The organism is Colwellia sp. 20A7, from assembly GCF_009832865.1.
GTDB lineage: Bacteria > Pseudomonadota > Gammaproteobacteria > Enterobacterales > Alteromonadaceae > Colwellia.
This window is the reverse complement of record NZ_CP047130.1, coordinates 1-21227: the sequence shown is the minus strand read 5'-3', so window position 1 is coordinate 21227 and position 21227 is coordinate 1. Positions and strand designations below refer to the sequence as shown.

Annotated in this window: 17 protein-coding genes; 6 read left to right on the top strand and 11 right to left on the bottom strand. The window is 36.1% G+C overall.

Annotated features, from left to right (window positions below; genetic code table 11):
• The first annotated feature begins 12 nt into the window (after positions 1-12).
• From def to trkA, 4 genes are read left to right on the top strand one after another with little or no spacing between them, the layout of a single operon-like run.
• Entirely contained in the window at positions 13-528 is a 516-nt protein-coding gene (gene def, locus GQS55_RS00085) for a peptide deformylase (protein ID WP_159816777.1), read from the top strand.
• Between the two features lie 22 nt (positions 529-550).
• Entirely contained in the window at positions 551-1546 is a 996-nt protein-coding gene (fmt, locus tag GQS55_RS00080) for a methionyl-tRNA formyltransferase (protein WP_159816775.1), read from the top strand.
• Complete coding sequence (gene rsmB, locus GQS55_RS00075) at positions 1547-2908, top strand: 16S rRNA (cytosine(967)-C(5))-methyltransferase RsmB (protein WP_159816773.1); 1362 nt, start codon at positions 1547-1549, stop codon at positions 2906-2908.
• 54 nt (positions 2909-2962) lie between these two features.
• On the top strand, positions 2963-4339 hold the full coding sequence (gene trkA, locus GQS55_RS00070) for a Trk system potassium transporter TrkA (RefSeq protein ID WP_159816771.1): 1377 nt from the start codon (positions 2963-2965) through the stop codon (positions 4337-4339).
• 126 nt (positions 4340-4465) lie between these two features.
• Here trkA and GQS55_RS00065 read toward each other — a convergent pair whose 3' ends face one another.
• The 4 genes from GQS55_RS00065 to GQS55_RS00050 form a co-directional block, all read right to left on the bottom strand.
• A complete protein-coding gene (locus GQS55_RS00065; protein ID WP_159816769.1) occupies positions 4466-5917 on the bottom strand; it encodes a TrkH family potassium uptake protein in 1452 nt (483 codons plus the stop codon).
• 50 nt (positions 5918-5967) lie between these two features.
• Positions 5968-6588, bottom strand: a complete 621-nt coding sequence (locus tag GQS55_RS00060; protein WP_159816767.1) for a YigZ family protein — start codon at positions 6586-6588, stop codon at positions 5968-5970.
• Positions 6589-6620: 32 nt separating this feature from the next.
• Entirely contained in the window at positions 6621-7952 is a 1332-nt protein-coding gene (gene pepQ, locus GQS55_RS00055; RefSeq protein ID WP_159816765.1) for a Xaa-Pro dipeptidase, read from the bottom strand.
• Between the two features lie 145 nt (positions 7953-8097).
• On the bottom strand, positions 8098-10032 hold the full coding sequence (locus GQS55_RS00050; protein ID WP_159816763.1) for a transglycosylase SLT domain-containing protein: 1935 nt from the start codon (positions 10030-10032) through the stop codon (positions 8098-8100).
• A gap of 171 nt (positions 10033-10203) precedes the next feature.
• On the opposite strand from GQS55_RS00050, the gene tusA reads away from it, so the two are divergent.
• Positions 10204-10449 (top strand): sulfurtransferase TusA, encoded by a 246-nt coding sequence (gene tusA / locus GQS55_RS00045; RefSeq protein ID WP_159816761.1) that lies wholly within the window; start codon positions 10204-10206, stop codon positions 10447-10449.
• Between the two features lie 40 nt (positions 10450-10489).
• Here the strand turns inward: tusA and GQS55_RS00040 are convergent, their stop codons facing one another.
• Positions 10490-10741: a YdcH family protein gene (locus GQS55_RS00040; RefSeq protein ID WP_159816759.1), complete on the bottom strand. Its 252-nt coding sequence runs from the start codon at positions 10739-10741 to the stop codon at positions 10490-10492.
• A 206-nt stretch (positions 10742-10947) separates the two neighbouring features.
• Here GQS55_RS00040 and lepB point away from each other — a divergent pair, with 206 nt between their 5' ends.
• Positions 10948-11607 (top strand): signal peptidase I, encoded by a 660-nt coding sequence (lepB, locus tag GQS55_RS00035; protein WP_159822434.1) that lies wholly within the window; start codon positions 10948-10950, stop codon positions 11605-11607.
• Positions 11608-11684: 77 nt separating this feature from the next.
• Here lepB and glyS read toward each other — a convergent pair whose 3' ends face one another.
• The 6 genes from glyS to dnaA all read right to left on the bottom strand — a co-directional run bounded on the left by glyS (position 11685) and on the right by dnaA (position 21128).
• Positions 11685-13748 carry a glycine--tRNA ligase subunit beta gene (gene glyS / locus GQS55_RS00030; RefSeq protein WP_159816757.1) on the bottom strand — a complete coding sequence of 688 codons (2064 nt, stop codon included), beginning with the start codon at positions 13746-13748 and terminating at the stop codon, positions 11685-11687.
• Positions 13748-14686 (bottom strand): glycine--tRNA ligase subunit alpha, encoded by a 939-nt coding sequence (glyQ, locus tag GQS55_RS00025; protein ID WP_159816755.1) that lies wholly within the window; start codon positions 14684-14686, stop codon positions 13748-13750. Before glyQ ends, glyS begins: the two co-directional genes overlap by 1 nt.
• A 181-nt stretch (positions 14687-14867) precedes the next feature.
• Entirely contained in the window at positions 14868-17312 is a 2445-nt protein-coding gene (gene gyrB / locus GQS55_RS00020; RefSeq protein WP_159816753.1) for a DNA topoisomerase (ATP-hydrolyzing) subunit B, read from the bottom strand.
• 9 nt (positions 17313-17321) lie between these two features.
• Complete coding sequence (gene recF / locus GQS55_RS00015) at positions 17322-18518, bottom strand: DNA replication/repair protein RecF (RefSeq protein ID WP_159816751.1); 1197 nt, start codon at positions 18516-18518, stop codon at positions 17322-17324.
• 25 nt (positions 18519-18543) lie between these two features.
• Entirely contained in the window at positions 18544-19647 is a 1104-nt protein-coding gene (gene dnaN / locus GQS55_RS00010) for a DNA polymerase III subunit beta (RefSeq protein ID WP_159816749.1), read from the bottom strand.
• Positions 19648-19733: 86 nt separating this feature from the next.
• A complete protein-coding gene (dnaA, locus tag GQS55_RS00005) occupies positions 19734-21128 on the bottom strand; it encodes a chromosomal replication initiator protein DnaA (protein ID WP_442872167.1) in 1395 nt (464 codons plus the stop codon).
• Positions 21129-21227: the final 99 nt, after the last annotated feature.

The window sequence follows — 21227 nt, the reverse complement described above, 5'->3', positions numbered from 1 at the left end:
ATTTGTAAGATTATGACTATATTAACTGTATTACGTTTTCCAGATCCTCGTTTAAAAACAAAGGCTAAGCCTGTAAGTGAAATTACAGACGACACACTAACCATTATAGATGACATGCTAGAAACCATGTATGACGAAAAAGGAGTTGGTCTAGCAGCCACTCAAGTTGATATTCATCAACGTATCGTTGTAATGGATGTTTCTGAAAATGGTGACCAACCAATCGTATTGATTAATCCAGAAATAATTAATAAAGGCGATGAAACGGTCATAAATGAAGAGGGCTGTTTATCTGTCCCTGGTATTTATGCAAAAGTGAACCGTCACACAACTTGTACCGTGAAAGCTTTAAACAGAGCTGGTGAAGAATTTACACTTGATGGTGAAGAATTGTTAAGTATTTGTATTCAGCACGAGCTTGATCATTTGAATGGTGTTTTGTTTGTCGATTATTTATCGCCACTAAAACGTCAACGCATAAAATTAAAGCTAGAAAAAGAAGAACGTTTAGATAAAGCCAACGCTTAACTTTTACCCTTAGGAAATACTTTTGTTAAAGCCATTAAATATCATTTTTGCTGGAACACCCGACTTTGCTGCCCAACATTTAGCAGCCCTTATTAATAGCCAACATAATGTTGTTGCTGTTTATTGCCCGCCAGATAAACCTGCCGGACGTGGTAAAAAATTAACAGCCTGTGCCACTAAGTTATTAGCACTTGAAAATAACTTACCTGTTGAGCAACCTGTTAATTTTAAAGAGGCAAGTGATCAACAGCAATTAGGACAATATAATGCGGATGTTATGGTAGTGGTCGCATACGGCCTATTACTTCCAGAAGTTATTCTTACTACACCACAGTTAGGTTGTATTAATGTACATGGTTCATTACTTCCTAAATGGCGAGGCGCTGCACCTATTCAACGTTCGTTAGAAGCTGGCGATTCAAAAACGGGTGTCACCATTATGCAAATGGATAAAGGTCTTGATACTGGTGATATGATTTTAACGGCAGAATGCACCATTGAAAATAGCGATACAAGTGCTAGCCTTTATGAAAAGTTAGCTCAACTTGGGCCAAACGCATTAGTTGATACCTTAGCATTAATGACTACAGGTGCGCATAAAGCGATTACGCAAAATAATGATCTAGCTACCTATGCACATAAACTAGATAAAAACGAAGCGGAAATAGACTGGAATTTAACAGCGCATGAATTAGATAGAAAAATTCGAGCTTACATTCCTTGGCCAGTAGCACAATTTACATTTACTGAAAATTCTCAGCATAACAAGCAACATCGTATTCGAATTTGGCAGGCATCAGTTAAAGAAATGAAAACAACTCAACCAATTGGTAGCATCATCTCTGTAGATAAAGAAGGGATTGTTGTCGCCACAGCTAAAGGCGCCATTTGTTTAGAGGTTTTACAATTACCAAATAAAAAAGCCCTCCCGATTAAAGATATACTAAACGGTCGAGCTGATTGGTTTACAGTAGGTGCTAATATCAACGGTACAGATATTAATAGTGTTGTGAGCTAAATGACTATTACAGCCCCAAAAACAAATAATCAAAAACTAGTTAACATTCGAGCATTAGCGGCTAAATGTTGTTATAGCGTTATTGATCAAGGACGTAGTTTAGGTGATGAGCTCCCAAAACAGCAAGACAAAGCGTTAGCGAAAGATAAAGGCTTATTACAAGAGATTTGTTATGGCGTAATGCGCTACTTACCTGAATTAGAAAATGATGTTCGTGGTTTAATGCAAAAACCCTTAACGGGAAAACAGCGTGTATTTCATTTTCTATTATTAGTTGGTGTTTATCAGATAAAATATATGCGTATACCTGATCATGCGGCTGTCAGTGAAACTGTAGCGGCAACAGGTACGCTTAAAAATCGTCATATGAAAGCATTAGTGAATGCTGTTTTGCGTAATTTTGTTCGTGCTACAGAAAAAAGCGGAGTAACTGAATCTACAATACCAGATTCAACACTTCCTATTTCAATACAATACAACCACCCAAGCTGGTTTATTAAAAAAGTACAAGAAGCTTATCCTGATAAGTGGCAACAAATACTTACCGCAAACCAGCAAAAGCCGCCGATGTGGTTGAGAGCAAATCAGCGCTGTCACGATAGTGCAAGTTATCAAAAACTATTAGCCGCTGAAGAAATATCAATTAATTCTGTTGACCCATTAAGCCAGGGTATCGAACTTACACACCCTATTGATGTGTTAAAGCTACCAGGCTTTGAACAAGGTTGGATATCGGTACAAGATGGCGCGGCTCAGCAAGCTGCACGTTTATTAGACTGTAAACCAGGTGATGTAGTACTCGACTCTTGTGCAGCACCCGGTGGGAAAACTTGCCATATATTAGAGCAATATCCTGAAATAGCGTCAATGACCGCAATTGACATAGAAGCTAGCCGTTTAGTTAGAGTACAAGAAAACCTTACACGTTTAAATGTAGAAGCTACCGTTATTGCCGCCGATGCTGCAAATTCACAAACATGGTGGCAGGGACAATACTTTGACCGTATTTTATTAGATGTACCTTGTTCGGCAACAGGTGTAATTCGTCGTCACCCTGATATAAAGTGGTTACGCAAAGCAAGTGACATAGACGCATTAGTTATTTTACAACAGCAAATTTTAAAAGAAACATGGTCTTTACTCAAGCCCGGTGGTACTTTACTTTACGCTACTTGTAGTATTTTACCGCAAGAAAATAACGAACAAATAGAACACTTTATTAAAAATAACACTGATGCAAAATTAGTTCCTATTGATGGCGAGAAAAATCAAACTGAAGGAACCATCGGTTGGCAATTATTGCCTGGTGAAAATAATATGGATGGTTTTTATTACGCTAAACTATTAAAAGTAGAAGCTTAATAAAATTATTCTATATTCAAAACACACAAGCTAATTTGAGAAAAACAACAATAAATGAAAATAATAATAGTCGGTGCAGGCCAAGTAGGTGGAACTTTAGCGGAAAACCTTGTTGGTGAAAATAACGATATATCTGTTGTTGATGTTGACGGAGAAAAACTTCGTGAGCTACAAGACAGAATGGATCTTAAAGTTGTCACTGGCCAAGGCTGTCATCCAGACGTATTAAGAAACGCGGGTGCTGAAGATGCTGACATGGTTATCGCTGTTACTTCAGACGATGCCACGAATATGATCACTTGCCAAATTTGTTCTTCTTTATTTAATACTCATAAAAAAATAGCTCGTATTCGCTCAAACCAAATATTAAAACATTCAAAGCAATTATTTCATAAGCTACACATTCCTATTGATCATGTTATTGCACCTGAAGAATTAGTTACCCGTGATATAGCTCGCTTAATTGATTATCCAGGCGCATTACAAGTATTAGAATTTGCTAGTGGTCGTGTTAGCTTAGTAGCAGTAAAAGCCTATTATGGTGGTTTACTTGTTGGCCATGCATTATCAACATTAAGAGACCATATACCCAATGTTGATACCCGTGTTGCTGCCATTTATCGAGATGGCAAGCCTATCCGCCCTCTAGGTACTACTGTTATTGAAGCAGATGATGAGGTGTTTTTCATTGCCGCAAGTATTCACATACGGGCAGTGATGAATGAACTACAAAAACTAGAGCCTGCCTATAAACGAATAATGATTGTTGGTGGCGGTAATATCGGCGCTGGTTTAGCGAGTATTCTAGAAGATAATCATCAAGTTAAATTAATAGAGCGTTCTGCAACAAGGGCTGCTGAGCTAACGTCTGAACTTAATAACACCCTAGTATTTCAAGGCGACTCTTCAGATATAGAGTTATTAACAGAAGAAAATATAGACCAATTCGATGTATTTATTGCTGTAACTAATGATGATGAAGCTAATATCATGTCTTCATTACTTGCTAAAAAGCTTGGTGTTCGAAAAACAATGGTACTTATTCAGCGTGATGCCTATGTTGAGCTAGTCCATGGTGGCGCTATTGATATAGCCATTTCACCACAACAAGCCACAATTTCTGCGTTACTCACTCATGTAAGACGAGGTACTATTGATAATGTGTATAGCTTACGTGGTGGTGCAGCTGAAGCGATTGAAATTGTTGCCAAAGGAGATGAGAAATCTTCAAAAGTAGTTGGGCGCTCAGTTCAAAATATCAAGTTACCGCCGGGTACAACTATTGGTGCAATTGTTAGAGGTATAGAGGTGTTAATAGCTCACTCTAATACACTAATAGAAGAAGAAGACCATGTTATCCTCTTTCTCGTTAATAAACGTTACATTGGTGATGTGGAAAGGTTATTCCAAGTTAGTGCAACGTATTTCTAACGCGCCAATTTATTTAACTACTCTGAACTCAGTTTAATATATTTTTAATTACTTCAAAGATTTAATAATATTATATTTACCATACTCTAGCGCCAATTAATGCTATTCCTCAACTGATGAATAGCATTATGTACGCCAAAACCCAGGAGTAAAGAGTACTAATAAAGTAAATATTTCTAAGCGTCCAAATAGCATTGCCATAATTAACACCCACTTGCTCGCATCCCCAATACCTGAGAAGTTAGCGGCAACCTCCCCTAATCCTGGACCAAGGTTGTTAATGGCAGCAGCAACAGCTGTAAATGCAGTAATATCATCCATACCAGTTGCTAATAGTAATAACATACAAATAACAAATACTGCAGCATAGGCAGAAAAGAAGCCCCAAACAGCTTCTACAACACGATCTGGCAATACCTTTTTACCCATTTTAATCTTAAAAATAGCCCTGGGATGTACTAACTTATTTAGCTCACGTAAACCTTGTAAGTACAGTAGTAATACCCTCACTACCTTCATACCGCCAGCGGTACTCGCTGCACAACCACCAATAAAACTCGAAAAAATCAGTAACAAAGGTAAAAGTGTTGGCCAATCGGCAAATGAAGTGGTTGAGAAGCCTGCTGTTGTACTAATTGAAACAGATTGAAATAAGGCTTGGTCAAATGCTTTATCTGCATCTTGATAAGTGCCAGACGTCATTAATACTGTAAAACAAATAAGAGTTAGTACAATTTGTATAGCAAGAAACGCTTTAAATTCTGGGTCAGCAAAATAGTTTCTAAGGGATTTACTTTGAACCACAGCGTAATGTAGGGCGAAATTTACACTCGCAATAATTAAGAAGAACACACAAACCAAGTTAATCGTGGGGCTGTTAAAATACCCCATGCTGGCATCGTGAGTAGAAAACCCTCCAATGGCAACAGTGGAAAATGAATGACAAATAGCGTCAAATACTGACATACCCGCCAACCAATACGCTGCTGCACAAGCAACTGTTAATGATAAATAGATATACCATAAATGCTTTGCTGTATCGGCTATTCTTGGTGTCATCTTTGAATCTTTTACTGGGCCAGGAATCTCTGCTCGATATAGCTGCATACCACCAATACCTAACATAGGTAATACCGCAACAGCTAATACAATAATCCCCATACCACCTAACCACTGTAACTGCTGGCGATACCACAACACGGCATGAGGTAAACCATCAATACGATTTAAAATGGTCGCCCCTGTCGTCGTTAAACCTGAGAATGATTCAAAAAATGCATCAGTCACTGACAATGATGGCTGATCTAATAAGATAAGAGGAATAGCGGAGAAGCTAGCAAGTACTAACCAAAATAACACCACAATCAAGAAACCTTCTCGAGATTTTAGATCGGTTTTTTCCCCCCTAAAAGGATACCAAGCTAAAAAACCGGTAAACAGGCAACATAAAAAGCCCATTAAAAAAGGTACACCGCCACCATCACGATAGATCATAGACACCATGGCAGGCGGAAGCATAGTGACACTGAGTAGTGCGACTAACAAACCTAAAATTCGAATAATATTTTTATATTGCACGTTTTGTTTTTTGCATCATTATTTTATTTAATGTTGGTATACAACCCAACCTACAAGGTATCAGAAGAGTATAATTTTAATTGACCTGCCGACAGTGTTTGCAATTTATGTTCAACCAAAGCTAATTCAGCTTGTGGTAACAAGAGTTTAAACTGCACTGTTTGTAAATATTCTTGCTCAATAACCTGACCTTCTACTTGGCTAATTATATGCAATACATCATCAACTTGGCTATATTGACACGCTAAAGTTTTTGCCGCCATCGCTATTTTAGTTTTCGATTGTAAAAACACAAGCGCTTGGCGAACACTATCACCATAAGCTCGCTGTAAACCACCAGTACCTAGTTTAGTGCCACCAAAATATCGTACAACTACAGCACAAACTTGCCCAATGCCACCACCTTGTAAAACCGCCAGCATAGGTTTACCAGCGGTGCCACTTGGTTCGCCATCATCAGAATAGCCATAACCTAAGCTATCATCTGCTGCTTTGGTTAAAAAAGCATAACAATGGTGACTGGCTTGAGGATGCTCAAGTTGCCTTTGCTTAACTTGCGCCTTTGCTTCTTCAATACTAGTACAGGATGACAAATAACAAATAAACCGACTACGGTTAACAAATGTTTCATGTTCAACATCGTTAACCGCTATTTGATAAGGCTTTGTCATAACTCTAACATCCAAGAAAGTTTAGCAAAAGACTAGTTCAAGCCTAAGTCACGGGTCATATTTTCATTATGCGATTGATGAACAATGATGTTATCTTCAATACGAATTCCACCAAAATCACGCATACTATCAACTTTTTCCCAGTTAACTTGATCACTATTTTTTGAGTCTTTTAATGTGCTAAGTAAAGAATCAACAAAATATAGTCCAGGTTCTATTGTAAAAACCTGCCCTGCTTCAATGATTCTTGAAGTACGTAAAAAAGGATGTTTCTCAGGAGAGTTAATATGAGTACCACGTTCATCTGCCATAAAACTGCCAACATCGTGTACTTGCAAACCTAAATGATGTCCTAGCCCATGAGGGAAAAAGGTACTTACAATACCCGACTCAACAGCAGTATCTGCACTTACTTTAATAAAATCGAACTCGACTAACACCTGTGCAATTTCTCTATAGGTAGCAATATGTAAATCTACATAGCTTACACCTGGCTTCAAGCCTTCAACAGCATTAAGCATTAATTGATCCATGCGGGCGATCAACTCGGCAAACTTATCTCGCTTAAAAGAATACGTACGCGTTATATCAGCAGCGTAACCATGAAAGTTTGCACCTGCATCAATTAGAAATGATTTATGTGTTTGCGGGGCCACTTTATCTAGCGTCATATAATGTAAAACTGAGCAATTTTTATTTAGTGCGACAATATTGCCATACGGCGTTTCATTAGTCGTATAGCCTATAGCGCTAAGGTAAGCTTGTTGAATATCATACTCTGTAGCGCCACTGAAAAATGCTTTTTTTGCGGCATTATGTGCTGTTACAGCCAAGTTATTAGACTCACGCAAGCACACTAGTTCATATGATGTTTTATAAGCACGGTGATAATGAAAGTAGTTTAATAACGGCTCAGGATTAATTTCTTCAAACCCTAACGCTTTTGCCACTTCAATATGACTACCAATATAAGCAAAGTCTTTTTTATCATAAGGTAATAATTTATCTACATCGCTTGCTTTAGTAAGTACTTTAATATGAAAAAATTCACCCCAATAACTTTCAGCTAACGGGATTACTTTATGCCAAAAATCGACAGGTTGATAATAAATAAGCGTTGGCTTATCTTCACCATTTATAATAAGCCAGCAATTAGGCACATCAATTAAAGGTAGCCAATGTTTAAAGTGAGGGTTTACTCTAAATGGGTAAGCATTATCATCAAGAAAAGCTTTAATTTCTTGGCCTGAATGAATCACCACACCTTCAATTTTTTCACATAACAACGCTTGTTTTGTTCGTTGTTGTAAACTGTCAATATGTGCTGAATACTCTTCTTTTAACTTGTTGGTTAATGTAGTCATAAACCCTCCCATAAATTTTTCGGTATAATACCATACCCTTTTATTTTCAAGCTATAACACTACAACAGATCTTCTTTAAATTTGTGCATCTTATTGTACAGCTGACTTGATTTACATCTCTTTTACTTTATGAATAACAAAAGAGTTAACCACCTATGGTCATGTTAATTACTTTTTCAAAAAGCTCACTAACTTGTCCTGGTTTATGCTGATATATTTCCTGATAAGCTAAAACACTTTTTACATAGTTTCGCGTTTCTTTGTAAGGTATGGTCTCAATCCAAATATCTGCTGGAATAGATTCTATATTATTTACCCAAGTACTCACTCTATATGGCCCAGCATTATATGAAGCTGTAGCAAGCAACTGGTTACCATTGTTTTTACCCAAAAGAATCTTTAAATACTTAGTGCCTAATTCAATATTATTTTCAGCATTCAATAAGTAACTATTATTGACCCTTCCCTTTTTAAGGCTTTTTGCCGTATTAGGCATTAATTGCATTAGCCCTTTAGCACCTACAGGAGAATGAGCATCCTTCATAAAAGAGCTTTCTCTTCTTGCTATAGCAAACGCCCACGAAGGTGCTATTTTCTCTGCTTTTGCATAAAAATTAATTTCTTTGTCAAACGCTTTAGGAAAACGTAAATCAACATCATCTAAATAGCCGGCACTCACTAAAGTAAAAATTGTTCTATCAAACCATTGATTTTCATTCGCTATTTTTGCTGCGATTAATTGTTCTCTATTACTTAATTTCTTAAGTAAATAATTCCACTCTGAACGTGCTTGATGGTGGCGCCCTAAAGAATGAAATTCAAAAGCGCGTTTAGCGGCAGGATAACTAATCACTTGTTTTTTTTCAGCTAAAGAAAACTCAAGTGGTTTGTTTTGTAGGTTCACCGGTTTCTTTAAATAACTTGCTGCAAGAAATCCATAATAATGACGTTTATTAGCTAACTCTTGTAATAAAAGAATACCTGGTTCATTTGCATTTGTTTCAATTAAAGCCCGTGCATACCAATACTTCCACTTTAAATCATTCTTATGCTTTTTAGGTAATTGCGCTAAATCTATAATTAATTGATCCCAATCATTTTTCTTTAATGCCTGAGATAATCGTCGTTGCAGAATACTATCGCTCAATACGTTAACATCAAGCTTATCAAGCCATAATTGTGCTGCATGGTGGTTTTTCGATGATAAAGCGACAGCAAATTTTTCTGTTATTTGTTGCTGTTGATCTTTAGTAAAAGTAAATATCAACTTTGCTTTGTTATAACTACGAATAGCGATATCGGGAGAATGCCATATCAGTCGTTTAAAACCATAAGTCAGTATTTCTACTTCTCGTGCCGATTTATTAGGAAAGTTTTTAAATTTGCTTGCCATAGAAGGGTCACGTCTAACTTTATGCCACAAACGCCCTAAATATTGCTGCTCAGGCGGTAGTAATTTAGTTAAATAAGGAATGAGTGTATGTTTTCCTCCATCAGCTGCTAAGCTAATACGCTGCCAAATAATATCATTCGTGCGGTATCCTGCTTTTTGCCAACGTTCAAATAAAGAATCACATGCTTTGTCTTGTGACTTACCCACTACCCATAATTTAGTAACCTTTGGCAGCACCTCACTCTCAGAGACACCAGACTGCAAACTAAAGTTTAACTGATGGCACACTAATGCAGCATTTGAAGTCAGGCTATAATCTTTTAAATACAAGGCACCTTGCTTCTTATTCGCGAGATAAGTTAACCATTTTTTTCGTAAAGACCAATCAAGAGGCGTACCTTGATACTTATCTAAAAATTGTGATATTTCTTTTGCATCAGACAAGCTCATTTTGTTCATCAAGCGCTGTTGATCTAAATAAGGTTGTAAAGAATAATAATGAAGTTGGTTATAGAGTACTTGATATTGAGCAGAACCACTTTTATTGACAAGTTTTTCTGCTTTAATAAAGTTTTTTTGTTGTATTTTATCTACTGTTATTTTGAATGGCTCACTCGCCTGTAGGCTAAAGCTATAACTAACTATAGCCAGTGTTAACAATATTTTCGGCACTACTCGGGTTAGCATTAACGTCTATTTTCCCAAAACATATCAGATATCTAATGAAAGTATATACCTAAACGACCCAGACATGCGAGTTGATATATATTTAGTTGGTTGAACTATATGCGAGACAGCTCAAATAGAAATGAAGTAGAATAGTAACTCTATATAGATTTAACTAACCCAATATCATTTATGCTAAACGAAATATTTAAAGAAACAGATCACTCACTTGATGCTATTGGTCTACGATGCCCAGAGCCTGTAATGATGGTTCGATTGAATATAAGAAAAATGGCAAGTGGCGAAACTTTATTAATCACCTGTGACGATCCATCAACCACGCGAGATATTCCTAGCTTTTGTCGGTTTATGGAACATGATCTTATAGCTAAAAAAGTTGATGAGAAGCCTTACTTATTTGTAATTAAAAAGGGTTAACTTTTATTACAGTTAAGTAAGGTAAACCCGCTTATAATGCTTATTCTGATAATTCTACATTTTTAAGCATAACAAAAATTTCGTCTTTTAATTTTAAACGTGCTTTCTTTTGCTGCTCTAAATATTCATCACTGGTATTCTCTATACCCTGCTCGATATGACGTACTTCTTTATCAACTTCATGGTATTCATTAAACAAACGAGCAAAGTGCTTATCGTTCATTTTCAAGTAGTGTATTTCCTCATTAAAATCTGGAAATTCGTGATGAAGGTCATGCTTTTCTAACGTCATAATTTTCTCCTGCTTTTTATATTTAAATAATGCACCTAACTAATATATTACGCCTTTATTTATTTACGTAATTGATCTATCACAAACTATTATCACTTTATCTTTATAATAAGCTCAGCTTCAAAGTTGTAAACATGTGTGTATTAGCCGAACCTTTCTTTAATCGGTGTATCTAAATCGATCTATTACTAATGAGGACAATCATGATGACTTACTTAAAAAAACTTCTAAAAGACAACAAACTATTTATACTCTTTATTTTATTAATGTCTGTTTTTAGAAGTGCCATGGCTGATTGGTACACAGTGCCGACAGGTTCAATGCAACCAACAATTAAAGAAGGCGATAGAATTATTGTTAATAAAATGGCTTATGATCTAAGACTGCCTTTTAGCCAATTCTCTTTACTATCTACCGGAGAACCTAAACGTGGCGAAATTGTTGTATTTGAATCTGAAGCTGCAGATAAGCGATTGATAAAACGGATGATTGGTTTGCCTGGTGATATTATTTCAATGAAAGAAGAAACGCTTTATATTAATGGTGAAGCTATGCCAAATAAAGTTATCGAAGAAAACCCTCGGCAACTTATTGCTATTGAACAGGTTGACGCTATCAATCACACTATTCGTATCGATAAAGAGAGAAGCAATCAACGCAGTACTTTTTCGCCATTAACCGTTCCCGAAGGCTATTACTTTGTTTTGGGTGATAATCGTCGTAACAGCGCCGATTCACGAGTTTATGGCTTAGTTCCTCGTCATGAGCTTAAAGGGAAAGCAACTTCAATTGCTTTTTCTGTTGATTACGACAATTACTATTTACCAAGAGCTAATCGACTTTTTAAAGACATTTATTCTATTTAAGACAAATTTTATGCAAATAAAAGGGCATATCATTATGCCCTTTTAGTTAACTAACAGTATTTTCTAACGATATATTTCTATAGTAGCGAAATATCTGCAATAGCAAAGAAGCTATTACGAATTTCATTAAGTAACGTTAAACGGTTAGTTTTAATCGCTTCATCGTCACTCATAACCATAACATTATCAAAGAACGTATCTATTGGTGCCTTTAACTGTGCTAATTCACTTAAAGCAGCTTGATAGTTTTTATCCGCCATTAATGGTGCAACTTTTAATTTTATTGCTTGATAAACATCAGCTAAATCACGTTCGGCTTGTTCTGTGGCTAAGTCAGCATTAAATGCCTGATAAAGCTCGCCATCAAACTTGGCTAGAATATTACCAACACGCTTATTCGCCGCAGCAAGTGTTGCCGCTTCAGGTAATTCACCAAAGAAAGTAACAGCTTTAATGCGTTTTTCAAAATCCAGTGGTGCACTTGGTTTTTTGGCCAATACCGCTTGGATAACATCAACACTAATTCCTTGCTCTTGATAGAAAGCACGGAAACGACCCATAATAAAATCTAAAACATCGTTAGCCGTATTTTCATTAACTAGCTTATCACCAAATAATTCGATACTTTTGCTAATCAATTCAGACAAGTCTAAATTAAGCTGTTTTTCAATAATGATACGAATACTACCGATAGCAGCTCTTCGTAGCGCAAATGGGTCTTTATCGCCCTTAGGTGCTTGATTAATACCAAAGATACCTACCAAGGTGTCAATCTTGTCACTGATAGCAACAGCACAACCTATATTCGCTTCTGGTAATGAATCACCCGCAAAGCGTGGACGATATTGATCTTCTAACGCTTGTGCAATATTTTCATTTTCACCATCATGTAAAGCATAGTATTTACCCATAGTGCCTTGCACTTGTGGGAATTCTAATACCATTTCAGACATTAAATCGGTTTTACTAAGCAAACCTGCACGGTAAGCATCATCTGCATTTTCATTTAACTGTTGTGCTATAAACTGGCTCAACTGTGCAATGCGTTCAGATTTAGCTTTTAATGTGCCTAATTGCTTTTGAAACAATACAGACTCAAGACTTGTTAAACGTGACTCTAAACTTTGCTTTTTATCTGTTTTAAAGAAAAACTCTGCATCCGCTAAACGTGGACGAATAACTTTTTCATTACCAAAAATAACGGCATTTGGATCTTTTGATTCAATATTAGAAACAAAAATAAACTTGTTAACTAATTGACCATTTTTATCTGTAACAGGGAAATATTTCTGATGGTCTTTCATTGAGTAAATTAATGGTTCAGCTGGAACATTTAAGAAGTCTTTATCAAACGTTCCTACTAATGTTACTGGCCATTCAACTAATGCGGTAACCTCATTAAGCAAGTCTTCATCAATTAATGCTACAGCATCAATATCGTTAGCGGCTTGCTTTATTTGCTCAACAATTTTATTTTGTCGCTCAGCAAAGTCTACTTCAACGTAAGCTTTAGTAAGTTCAGCTTGGTAATCATTTGCATGATTAATAGTAACTAAGCCTTCATGATGAAAACGATGACCTTGTACTTGATTACCTGATGTAACACCAAGAGCTTCACCAGCAATTAACTCACTACCAAATAGCATAGTTAATGTATGTACAGGGCGAATAAATTGAGTACGCTCAGCGCCCCAACGCATTGGTTTAGCGATAGGTAATTTCTTTAACGCTACATTTACCATATCAGGAATTAATTCGGTGGTGGCCAAGCCTGTTACTGTTGCACTATGAAGCAACCATTCACCTTTGTCAGTTACCAAGCGTTCAGCTTGTTCAACGGTTATACCGTTTGATCTTGCCCAACCTTGAGCCGCTTTACTGGCGTTACCTGCTTCATCAAAAGCAACATTCACTGCTGGCCCGCGCTTCTCTACAGTTTTATCTTGTTGTTTATCAACCAAATCAAAAACTTGTACTGCCATACGACGAGGTGTAGCAAACCATTTTATATCGCTATACGCTAAATCATGGCTATCAAGTTGGCTTTTTATATTATCAAAAAAAGCAGTAGCCAAGGTTTTCAATGATTTAGGTGGTAACTCTTCTGTGCCTAGTTCAATAAGGAGTGTTTCAGTAGTCATTATTTCTCTCCTTTGCTTGAAACGTCATTTTTGGCTTTATTATTCTTACATAACGGGAAGCCTAGCTCTTCACGTTTTTGGTAATACGCTTCAGCAACTGCTTTCGATAAAGTACGTACACGTAAAATATAACGTTGACGTTCTGTTACTGATATCGCATGACGTGCATCAAGTAAATTGAAAGCATGAGACGCTTTCATCACTTGCTCGTAAGCAGGTAATGGTAAGTTAGCTTCAATCAATTTCTGACTGTCTTTTTCACATTGATCAAATTGATTAAATAATGCGTCTACGTCAGCATGTTCAAAATTATAAGTAGACTGCTCTACTTCATTTTGATGGAAAACATCACCGTAATAAATTTTACCCATTGGACCATCAGCCCAAACAAGGTCATAAATGCTATCTACATTTTGAATGTACATGGCAAGACGCTCTAACCCGTAAGTAATCTCACCGGTAACAGGCGTACACTCTAAGCCACCTACTTGTTGGAAATAAGTAAACTGAGTAATCTCCATACCATTAAGCCATATTTCCCAGCCTAAGCCCCATGCACCTAAAGTTGGTGATTCCCAATTATCTTCAACAAAGCGAATATCATGAACGAGAGGATCAATACCCAGCTCTTTTAATGAATTAAGATACAGCTCTTGTATATTTTTTGGGGATGGCTTTAACATCACTTGAAATTGATAGTAATGTTGTAAACGGTTAGGGTTTTCACCATAGCGACCATCGGTAGGTCGTCTACATGGTTGTACATATGCGCTGCTAATAGGCTCAGGTCCTATCGATCTTAGAAATGTCATTGGGTGGAATGTACCTGCACCAACTTCTAAGTCTAATGGTTGTACTATTACACAACCTTGTCTTGACCAATAATCTTGCAACTGCAAGATTAGACCTTGAAACGTTTTACAATTGAAACTAGTCATGTTTTTTCAAATTCACTCTAAGTTATAAATTTACACGCCACACACTAAAATACATATAACATGCTGTTTTTAAAATAGAAATGCTCAGTTCTGATGACCGAGCATATAATATTTATTGATGAAATACTAACTTTCATCCCTACAGGCTATGTAAATACTGTTGTTTACATAGCCATAGCTCTTAAAAATCTAAGTTTGAAACTTTTAAGGCATTTTCTTCTATAAACTTCCTACGCGGCTCTACGTGATCACCCATCAAGGTATTAAACAGTTGATCTGCTGCAATAGCATCATCAATCGTTACTTGTAGCATACGACGTGTTTCAGGATCCATTGTGGTTTCCCATAATTGATCTGGGTTCATCTCACCCAATCCTTTATAACGTTGTATATATTGACCACGTTTAGATTCAGCCATTAACCAACTAAGTGCTTCTTCAAAGGTATCAACAGGCTTAACTTTTTCACCACGTTTAACATAAGAGCCTTCTTCCATTAAATTATTGATAGCATCATTTAATGAAATAATTGCGGCAAACTCATTAGACTGAGTAAACTCATAGTTACAACTATAAACTTTATCAATCCCGTGCTTACGAACAATAAATTGTGGGTAATAAATTTTACGTTCAGTATTGTACTCTACTGTTACGGTATAAAGAGATCCGTTACCATCTTGATCATCAAGTTGAGTAATTAAATCTTTAGCCCACACATCAACTTTATCTTTATCAGAAAAATCTTCTTTCGCAATATTAGTGCTATAAACCATTTTCTCTAGGATATCTGCAGGGATCTGTCTAGAGATACGTTTAATAGTTTCCATCGTAGTACGATATTGGTTAACTAATTGCTCTAAGGCTAAACCAGTAATTGCAGGCGCATCTTCATTAACATGAATAGAAGCGCCGTCTAATGCCAAAGTAGTTAGGTATTCAGTTAAACCATCATCATCTTTTATGTAACGTTCTTGCTTACCTTTTTTAACTTTATATAGCGGTGGCTGAGCAATAAATATATGACCACGTTCCATAATTTCAGGCATTTGACGATAGAAGAATGTTAATAACAAAGTACGGATATGCGATCCATCAACATCAGCATCGGTCATGATGATAATACTATGATATCTCAATTTTTCAGGGTTATATTCATCACGGCCAATACCACAACCTAACGCTGTAATTAATGTGCCTACTTCTTGAGAGGAAATCATTTTATCAAAACGTGCTTTTTCTACGTTCAATATTTTACCTTTCAACGGTAAGATAGCTTGGTTTTTACGATTACGTCCCTGCTTGGCTGAACCGCCAGCAGAGTCCCCTTCCACAATATATAGTTCAGAGAGTGCAGGATCTTTTTCCTGACAATCAGCTAACTTACCTGGTAAGCCAGCAATGTCTAATGCACCTTTACGTCGAGTCATTTCACGCGCTTTACGCGCAGCTTCACGTGCTCTTGCCGCATCAACAATCTTCATAATAATAGTACGAGCTACAGTAGGCTTTTCTAATAAGTACTCACCTAACTTTTCACCCATAGCCTGCTCAACTGCAGTTTTAACTTCTGAAGAAACTAATTTATCTTTAGTTTGAGAAGAGAACTTAGGATCAGGTACTTTAACAGAAATTACAGCAGTTAAACCTTCACGTGCATCATCACCTGATGCGCTCGTTTCTGTACTGCCGCCTTTCTTAGTTTTGTTTAATCCCTCTTTAACCATATAACTATTTAAGGTTCTGGTTAACGCTGTACGGAAACCACTTAAATGTGTTCCGCCATCTTTTTGAGGAATGTTGTTAGTAAAACAGTGAATGTTTTCTTGGAAGCCATCATTCCACTGCATAGCAACTTCTACAACAATGCCATCTTCACGAGCTAAATCGAAGTAGAAAATCTCTTCGTTCACTGGCGTTTTATTAGTATTTAAATAATCAACAAAAGCTTGAATACCACCATCAAAATGGAAATGGTCTTCTTTACCTTCTTCACGTTCATCAATTAAACGAATTGATACACCTGAGTTTAAGAATGATAATTCTCTAATACGCTTAACTAACAACTCATAGTGAAATAAAACGTCTGTAAAGGTGTCTGTGCTTGGCCAAAAGCGTACTTCTGTACCTGTCTTGTCACTTTCACCAACAACAGCCAATGGTGCTTCAGGTACACCTATATGATAATACTGTTCAAATAATTGACCGTTTCTGCGAATATTCAATTTCAGTTTGCTACTTAAAGCATTTACTACAGAAATACCAACACCATGAAGACCACCTGAAACCTTATAGCCAGAGTCTTCACCACCAAACTTACCACCAGCATGTAATACTGTCATGATAACTTCAGCTGCAGAAACACCCTCTTCAGGATGTAATTCTGTTGGTATACCACGACCATCATCTTTCACAGAAACAGAACCGTCTAAATGAATAGTGACGACAATATCTTTACAATGTCCTGCCAAAGCTTCATCAATTGAGTTATCTAACACCTCAAAAACCATGTGGTGCAAACCAGTACCATCATCAGTGTCACCGATGTACATACCGGGTCTTTTTCGTACTGCATCAAGTCCTTTTAGTACTTTAATACTGGCCGAGTCATATTCATTTTCTACAGTCATAGTTTTAGCCTATTCAATTGCTGTTTCTGTTTTTAAGTCAGAATCGTTTGGAGACATCGCTGATATTTCGCCATGTTTCACGTGAAACACTTTATAATCTTCTATTTTTGTAATTGTTCTTTCATTTTCAGAGTAATCAATATCACTCTTATTACTTTCATTAAAGCGGTCAAAAAAAGGTGTTAAAACATCATTACTGATTGCTGTAATTACTACTTGGCAATCTAATATTTCTAATGCTTCTGATAACGCTTTACGAGAATTAATATCTAATTCTGCACCAATATCATCTATTAATAAAATTGGTTTTACTCGTTCAACTCTTGCTATCAATTTTGCTTGAGTGAAAGTTAATGCGAGTAAAAACAACTTTTGTTGCCCTCTAGACAATTGAGTCTCTAAAGGTTGTTTATCAAGAAGGAATTTTACATCAAATTTATGAGCGCCATATAAACTATATCCATACTTAGCTTCACGCTCTTGATTAGTAAAAAGTACTTCTGCTAATTCTCTTTTTTGTGGCCATCCACGTAAATATTGTACCGTAACTCTGCTCTTCAAATTTGGAAGTAAAATAGTTAACCAACCATCTAACTCATCAATAAGCGTTAAGCTATATTCTTCTCTTACACTAGCAACTTCAACTGACAGTTGACAGAATTGATCTGTCCAATACGCCAACATAGCATTAGATTCACTTGAGTTATTATTCAACCTAATACAAGCATTTCTTTGCTTTAGTACTCTATTAAAGTTTTTCCATTGCTGTGCAAATGAATGTTTCACGTGAAACATTCCTAAATCAACAAACCTTCTACGTTCTCTAGGTCCACCAAAAAACAGTTTAAAACTTTCTGGTGTAACAATTTGTATTGCAATATTTTTAGCTAAAACTGATAAACGATTTTGAAATTCACCATCAATTTTAATCGTAGTTAAACCAGAAGTTATGTCTCGGCTTAATCCTAGTTGACGGTTATTCCCGTCTCTTACACTTACAACAAAGTTTGTTTTTTCGTGGCAAGCTAGCGCATCAAGTTTACTTGTTCTAAAAGATTTACCATGCCCTAGAAAAAAAAGAGCCTCTAATAAACTACTTTTACCGCTACCATTGTCTCCAACAAAAAAATTTAATTGTGAGTGAAAATCAATTGTAGCATCATTTAAGTTACGAAAATTGTTGGTAACTAGTTTTACAACACTCATTTAGTTAATTTCAATAGTATGCAGACTATAAACGCATTGGCATAACAACATATAGTGCTTCGCCTGAATCAGCACCTTCAATAACAACACTTGAGTTAGCGTCAGCCAAGGTAAACTTAACTTTTTCATCTTTAACAGCACTCAACACATCAAGTACATAGCTAACGTTGAAACCAATCTCTAGTTCATCATAAGGAAAATCAATTTCTAATTCTTCTTCTGCTTGCTCTTGTTCTGGGTTGTTAGCTGTAATTTTTAATAAAGAATTTAAAAAGTTTAAGCGAACACCTTTAAATTTTTCATTCGATAAAATAGATGCGCGTGACAATACTTGACGTAACTTTTCTTTGTCTGTTACAAATATTTTATCTCCGTTACGAGGTAAAACTCGACGGTAATCAGGAAAACGACCATCAACTAATTTACTTGTAAACGAAAATTCTGAATCAATAATACGAATATGATTAGAACCAAGATAAACTTGCACCGCTTCATCAACAGGAGCAAGAAGACGAATAATTTCTAATATACCTTTACGAGGAACAATTACTTGTCGTGCTGGTAACGTTAAAGATTCATTAGAAATTTTACAAATCGCTAATCGATGGCCATCTGTAGCAACAGATCTAATCTCATTGCCTTCACTTTCAATCGACATTCCATTTAAGTAATAACGAACATCTTGGTTAGCCATTGAAAAATGCGTGCTTTCAATTAAACGTAATAATTCTGATTTTAATAACTTAAACTCAACATCACCCTTCCATTCTTCAATGTTTGGAAAGTCATCAGCTGGTAGTGTTGATAAAGAATATCTACTTCTACCCGATGTCAGTTTAACGCTATCGTTCTCAGCATTAAAATTCAGCATTGAGTTTTCAGGTAAACTTTTACAAATATCAAGTAACTTACGCGCAGGTATTGTTACTTTTCCATCTTCACCTTGGTTCTCAATTTCTGTATGAGCAACCATTTCAAGTTCTAAATCAGTAGCGGTTAATGTTAACAAATGTCCTTTAACATCAAAAAGAATATTTCCTAAAATAGGTAAAGTACTTTTGCGCTCAACAGCACCAGACACTAACAATAATGGTTTAAGTAGTAATTCTCTATTAAGTGAAAATTTCATTTGTTATCCTGCATTTGAGCAAATTTCTTATTATTAAATTTTAGTTTGTAAAATAATTCTATAACACTAATGAAAAACATTAAATATTATGAAGACAATGTTCTAATTAAATTAGAGTAATCTTCTTTAATATCATGTAGTTCCTCTCTTAGAGACTTAACCTTACGACAAGCATGTAATACCGTTGTATGATCTCTACCGCCAAAAGCATCGCCAATTTCTGGCAAACTATGGTTCGTTAATTCTTTAGATAATGCCATTGCTAGCTGTCTAGGTCTAGCCACAGATCTGTTTCTTCGTTTCGAGAGTAAATCTGCCACTTTAATCTTATAATATTCAGCTACTGTGCGTTGAATATTATCAATAGTAACAAGCTTATCTTGCAAAGCTAATAAATCTCGTAATGCTTCTCTAACAAAATCTATCGTAATCGCCCTACCCGTGAAATTTGCATTAGCAATAACACGATTAAGCGCTCCCTCTAATTCACGAACATTTGAACGTAAACGTTTAGCAATGAAAAAAGCAACTTCATCCGCTAAGTTGATATTACTTTCTTGTCCCTTTCTTTTTAAGATAGCCACACGTGTTTCTAATTCTGGTGGTTCAATTGCAATAGTTAAGCCCCAACCAAAACGAGACTTTAATCGATCTTCAACAGCAACTTCTTTAGGGTAGCGATCACTTGTTAAGATAATTTGTTGATTACCTTCAAGTAGCGCATTAAAAGTATGGAAAAATTCTTCTTGTGTTCTATCTTTACCAGCAAAGAATTGAATATCATCAATCAATAAAGCGTCAACACTGCGGTAATATTGCTTAAACTTTTCCATGGAATTATTTTGCAACGCTTTTACCATATCTTGCACAAAACGTTCTGAATGCATGTAAGCAATTTTAGCATTCGGATTATTTTGTAAAATGCCATTACCAACAGCATGCAATAAATGCGTTTTACCTAAACCAGTACCACCATAAATAAAGAGTGGATTATAAGCTGAGCCGGGATTATCAGCAACTTGTGAAGCTGCCGCTCTTGCTAGTTGGTTCGATTTACCTTCAACAAAATTATCAAAAGTATATTTAACACGAACATTGGCTTTTTTTGGTAGGTTAGTTTCAGCTTCAACTGTAGGGGCTGACTTATTATTTAAACTAAAGTTGGCGCCGCCAGAAGCCGTTGCATTTTTTTGAACGGCAGGACTTAACGGTTTACTACCAACATCAAAGCGTAAAAGGTATGAATCACCACCATCTGTCATTGTTATTAGTTCATTGATTCTATTAACATATTTATCACGAACCCAATCTAAAACAAAACGATTAGGTGCATAAAGTGTTAATATATTATCCGTAACAACACACTGTAGTGGACGAATCCACATACTAAATTGCTGTGCGGGCAATTCTTCTTGAAGAACAGATAGGCATCGCTGCCAAAGAGAGTGTTCCAACCAAAACTCCAAAGGAAAATATTTCATCCGCCTGTTGTTATTATTTATCTCTTAAAAAAATATTAGAAAATAAACAATAAGATCGTTACTTAAAACACAAGAAGTTTTGCGACTTGAAAAAGTAAA

Bases quoted from the DNA above. Each gene is read 5' to 3' on its own strand.
- def (WP_159816777.1), top strand. From the start codon at position 13: ATGACTATATTAACTGTATTACGTTTTCCAGATCCTCGTTTAAAAACA.
- rsmB (WP_159816773.1), top strand. From the start codon at position 1,547: ATGACTATTACAGCCCCAAAAACAAATAATCAAAAACTAGTTAACATT.
- trkA (WP_159816771.1), top strand. From the start codon at position 2,963: ATGAAAATAATAATAGTCGGTGCAGGCCAAGTAGGTGGAACTTTAGCG.
- GQS55_RS00060 (WP_159816767.1), bottom strand. From the start codon at position 6,588: ATGACAAAGCCTTATCAAATAGCGGTTAACGATGTTGAACATGAAACA.
- pepQ (WP_159816765.1), bottom strand. From the start codon at position 7,952: ATGACTACATTAACCAACAAGTTAAAAGAAGAGTATTCAGCACATATT.
- GQS55_RS00050 (WP_159816763.1), bottom strand. From the start codon at position 10,032: ATGCTAACCCGAGTAGTGCCGAAAATATTGTTAACACTGGCTATAGTT.
- tusA (WP_159816761.1), top strand. From the start codon at position 10,204: ATGCTAAACGAAATATTTAAAGAAACAGATCACTCACTTGATGCTATT.
- GQS55_RS00040 (WP_159816759.1), bottom strand. From the start codon at position 10,741: ATGACGTTAGAAAAGCATGACCTTCATCACGAATTTCCAGATTTTAAT.
- lepB (WP_159822434.1), top strand. From the start codon at position 10,948: ATGACTTACTTAAAAAAACTTCTAAAAGACAACAAACTATTTATACTC.
- glyS (WP_159816757.1), bottom strand. From the start codon at position 13,748: ATGACTACTGAAACACTCCTTATTGAACTAGGCACAGAAGAGTTACCA.
- glyQ (WP_159816755.1), bottom strand. From the start codon at position 14,686: ATGACTAGTTTCAATTGTAAAACGTTTCAAGGTCTAATCTTGCAGTTG.
- gyrB (WP_159816753.1), bottom strand. From the start codon at position 17,312: ATGACTGTAGAAAATGAATATGACTCGGCCAGTATTAAAGTACTAAAA.
- recF (WP_159816751.1), bottom strand. From the start codon at position 18,518: ATGAGTGTTGTAAAACTAGTTACCAACAATTTTCGTAACTTAAATGAT.
- dnaN (WP_159816749.1), bottom strand. From the start codon at position 19,647: ATGAAATTTTCACTTAATAGAGAATTACTACTTAAACCATTATTGTTA.
- dnaA (WP_442872167.1), bottom strand. From the start codon at position 21,128: ATGAAATATTTTCCTTTGGAGTTTTGGTTGGAACACTCTCTTTGGCAG.